This window comes from Acidovorax sp. HMWF029 (assembly GCF_003060895.1).
GTDB lineage: Bacteria > Pseudomonadota > Gammaproteobacteria > Burkholderiales > Burkholderiaceae_C > Acidovorax.
The window spans coordinates 1-4,046 of the sequence record NZ_QAIH01000219.1 but is presented as its reverse complement, the minus strand read 5'-3'; the positions used below and the strand labels follow the sequence as shown (position 1 = coordinate 4,046).

The 4,046-nt window shown below is 60.3% G+C and carries 4 protein-coding genes; all 4 read left to right on the top strand.

Annotated elements, in window-relative coordinates; genetic code table 11:
• Positions 1-193 precede the first annotated feature (193 nt).
• The gene (mmsB, locus tag DBR12_RS15325; protein WP_255575923.1) at positions 194-1,099 is read left to right on the top strand and encodes a 3-hydroxyisobutyrate dehydrogenase; all 906 of its coding nucleotides are present in this window, start codon (positions 194-196) and stop codon (positions 1,097-1,099) included.
• A 502-nt stretch (positions 1,100-1,601) separates the two neighbouring features.
• On the top strand, positions 1,602-2,435 hold the full coding sequence (locus tag DBR12_RS15315; protein WP_108618050.1) for a hypothetical protein: 834 nt from the start codon (positions 1,602-1,604) through the stop codon (positions 2,433-2,435).
• Between the two features lie 427 nt (positions 2,436-2,862).
• Positions 2,863-3,255 (top strand): DUF2946 family protein, encoded by a 393-nt coding sequence (locus DBR12_RS15310; RefSeq protein ID WP_108618049.1) that lies wholly within the window; start codon positions 2,863-2,865, stop codon positions 3,253-3,255.
• Positions 3,256-3,421: 166 nt separating this feature from the next.
• Positions 3,422-4,046, top strand: a 625-nt coding sequence (locus DBR12_RS15305; RefSeq protein WP_146185553.1) for a TonB-dependent siderophore receptor, incomplete at its 3' end; no start/stop codon positions are given.

Here is a 4,046-nt window from a genome sequence, read left to right as displayed (position 1 = left end):
ATGCACCTCCACATCGCCACCATGCGCCGCGGCCCACCGCTTGGCAGCCCCCCGGCCAGGCACACCAGCCAGAACGACAACATCCGCCCCGAAATTCCAAGCTTTTTTAGCCCTTTCCGCGCGATAGAAAAGCACTTCTAGCTATCAAATTCATAACAAACCTGCACCCATTCCCTTTCACCATCACAACGACATCCAGGAGCAACACAGCATGAAAATCGCATTCATCGGCCTCGGCAACATGGGCGGCCCCATGGCCCACAACCTGCACAAGGCAGGCCACGAAGTGCGCGCGTTCGACCTCTCGCAACCCGCGCGCGACAAGCTGGCGGCTGACGGCGTGCCCATTGCCGCCGACGCCAAGGCGGCAGTCGCAGGCGCCGAAGTCGTCATCAGCATGCTGCCCGCCAGCCAGCATGTGGAAGGCCTGTTCCTCGGCGCGGGCGAGCTGCTGGCCCAGCTGCCTGCAGGCACGCTGATCATCGACTGCTCAACAATAGCCGCCGCCACATCCCGCAAGGTGGCCGAGGCCGCCAAGGCCAAGGGCGTGGCCTTTATCGACGCACCCGTCTCGGGCGGCACCGGCGGCGCCATTGCAGGCACCCTCACCTTTATGGTGGGCGGCGACACCGCCGACCTGGAACGCGCCCGCCCCGTGCTCGAAAAAATGGGCGCCAACATCTTCCACGCAGGCACCGTAGGCGCAGGCCAGACGGCCAAGATCTGCAACAACATGCTGCTGGGTATCCTGATGGCAGGCACCAGCGAAGCCATTGCCCTGGGCGTCGCCAACGGCCTGGACCCCAAAGTGCTCAGTGAAATCATGCGCCGCAGCTCGGGCGGCAACTGGGCGCTGGAAAAGTACAACCCCTTCCCCGGCGTGATGGAAACGGCACCCGCCAGCAAAGGCTATGCGGGCGGCTTTGGCACGGACCTGATGCTCAAGGACCTGGGGCTGGCGCAGGAGAACGCGATGGCGGTGAAGGCTGCGACGCCGCTGGGGGGGATGGCGCGCAATCTGTATGCGGCGCACAGCTTGGCGGGGCATGGCGCGGAGGATTTTTCCAGCGTGATCAAGATGGTGCAAAAGAAGGGCTGATTTTTCTTTGGCGGAGATTTACGGGTTTACCTGTGAGTCCTCGAAAAAGCGGGCGGCGTAACATGACGGTACGCTGCCCGTTTTGCTTCTGATCCGCGAATTTTTAGGATTCGCCTAAATGGCTTCCTTCAAAGGAGGAATCGGTGGATCAGGTTTTTTATGCGCCTACTGGCAGCCTGCAGCTTGTCAGCTACTTTTAGTTAGTCCAAAAGCCTCAAAAAAGGAGCCAACGTGTCAGCAAAACGGAAAGTAAAAGATGCTTTGAGCGCTGTAGAGGATGCATTACGTGCATTGCAACGGGCTTCGGCTACCGTGCCAAATGAACCCAATATTTCCAGAGCAATCAGAGAGCTTCGTGATGCCGAAACGCTTTTACAACGGGCGGCCCGGGAAGTCAGTCGTTTGGAATCTCAATAGCAACCACTGGGTCTAACCCGGCGCTCAAGCCGACCCGCCTTTGGCGGTTAGCTTAGCTTATTCGTTATGCATCAATAAAGGCCCCATGCCAACTTCTGGACTAAAAGACTTAGTACGCAATCCGCTAGGCATAGTCGCGCTTTTTATTTCGCTCATCTACGGTGTCGCGAGCATGTTATTGGGCGTGACAGCATCGGCACTTCTCCCTGACGAGCGCTTTCCGCTAATTGTATTTGTGGTCTTGTTCCCGCTTGTCGTTCTCGGCGTGTTCTACATACTTGTTACTAGACATCACGGAAAACTTTACGCACCAAGCGACTTCAAGACTGACGATTCATTCCTTCGCACATTGAGCACGGAAGAAATCGAGCGAAGACGCGAAAACGAGGTTAATGAGACACTGCCGGAGACTACTGGGGACCAGCTGCCAGAGTCAGTTACCGGCCAGTCGTCGCCACCGCAGAAGGCCCCCCCTGATAAGCCTGAAGTCGCTGCTCAAGCATCTGCTGCTGGGCCTTCTTTGCCGATGCAGCTCATGGAGGAGACTCGGAAAGTTGAAGATGGCGCGATAGCACGTCTCGAAAAAGAGCTTGGTCAACCAGCCACGCGCAACATTGAAATCGCTAAGGCGGGAGTGAGTTTTGACGCGTTCCTTCCCGAGGGTGCCAAGCCAACATTTGCCGAGGTCAAGCTATTGACCAAGCCACTCCTGCAGTTGAGCGTAATTGAGCGCGCCCTTTACAGCGCGCTCCTTGCAGACCGGGCTCTGAACGGTCATTTCCGATTGATCTTGGTCGTTGTATATGCCTTTCCTCCATCGGAGTTACCACGCGTCGAACGGTCATGGCGCCGCAAGGTTAAGCAATGCCCTGCCGAAGTTGATCTTCGCTTCATTCATCGTGGCGATCTTGATGCATAACCCTTCGCTGCAGCGGGAGGCTTCGGCATCCGCTGAGATGGCACGTTAGTCCCATCATATTCCGCGACTTCATGCAATGTTTTGCGCCGTTACTACAGAGCGCTGGTGTGGATGTCGATGCTTTGCAGCAGCAGGAGCAAGCCACGCCCACTTTGCCAGCCTGCTCGCGCGCTTTGCGCAGTTTGCGCAGTTTGCGGCGGCCAAGCCTTCAAATATTATTGAAAAGTGGTTCTAGCACTTATCTATAAATCACTAGCAGCTATCAAATAGATAGTCAAACTAGCCAACAGCCACGGGGCCAGCACCTCGGTCGCGCCCACCAGACTGGCGCAGGTGTCCACCAGGGACATGACCGGCACGCCTTCGACTCACTTCAGACCTTCCCACCAGTCAGTTGCCCGCACTTGAGTATGATTCGCATCCCCTCATGCTGCGCCGCACCATCCTCACCCTGCCTTTCCACATTGTGCTTCTGCTGGTGGCGTTGTTCAACGCCCTGGCGGGCGCGCCCTTGCATGAGGCGCGGCACATTCAGGAGCTGGTGCGCGGCTCCACAACCTCGGCAACCGCAGGCGATGTGGATGTCTACGCGGCAACCAGCTCCACAGCCAGCGACGATCACAGCGAAGAGACACACACCCCCTGCACCTGGTGCCTGACCCACGCGCTGGAGGCGGGGCTGGCGCATGCACCGGCGCGCCAACCGCAACCGCCCGCAGAACCCAGCGCCATCGCGCCGCATGGCGCTGACCGCTTCACGGCCCCGCAGGTGCGCTGGCCGTTTGCTGCACGCGATCCTCCGCCAGCCCACCGGGCCTGACACGCGTCGGGCCCCAGCCAGCCTGCGCTCTTTAGCGCATCCCCTTTTCGTTTTCGCCCGTGCACGCGCCCCGCGGCTGTGTGCGGGCATGCAACCTTGTGCGCCTTATCTCCAGGCGCGCCGGGCCCCGTTTTTGCATTCATCTGCTTTTTTGGACTGGTTTGCCATGCGTTCCTCCACTTCTTCCTCTGCACCTTCTACACGCCGTGTGCCCCTGCCCCGCCCCACCTTGACAGCTTTGGCTGCGGCGGCTCTGCTGGCCTCCCTCCAACCCGCCTGGGCCGCAGACGGTGATGTGGTCACGCCGCCCACCCTGTCTGCCGTGGACGTGGTGGGCCGCAGTGCCTCGGGCGCCTACTACGCCGACGAGGCCGAGGGGGCCAAGACCAGCCTGCCGCTGCGCGAGCTGCCGCAGTCGGTGCGCGTGATGTCGCGCCAGACGCTGGACGACCTGGGCGCTACGCGGCTGGATGATGTGCTGGACTATGTGGGCGGTGTCTCGCGCCAGAACAACTTTGGCGGGCTGTGGGACAACATCGCCATCCGGGGCCTGCCGGGCAACGAGAACACGGGCATGGCGACGCTGCTCAACGGGTTTTCGTCCAACCGGGGCTTCAACGCGCCGCGCGATCTGGCGGGGGTGGAGCGGGTGGAGTTTCTGAAAGGCCCCGCCGCCGCGTTGTATGGCAGCAGCGAGCCCGGCGGCACGCTCAACATCGTGAGCAAGAAGCCGCTGTGGAAGGCTGCGCATTCGGTAGAGGCCTACGCGGGCAGTTACGGCCTGGGCCGCG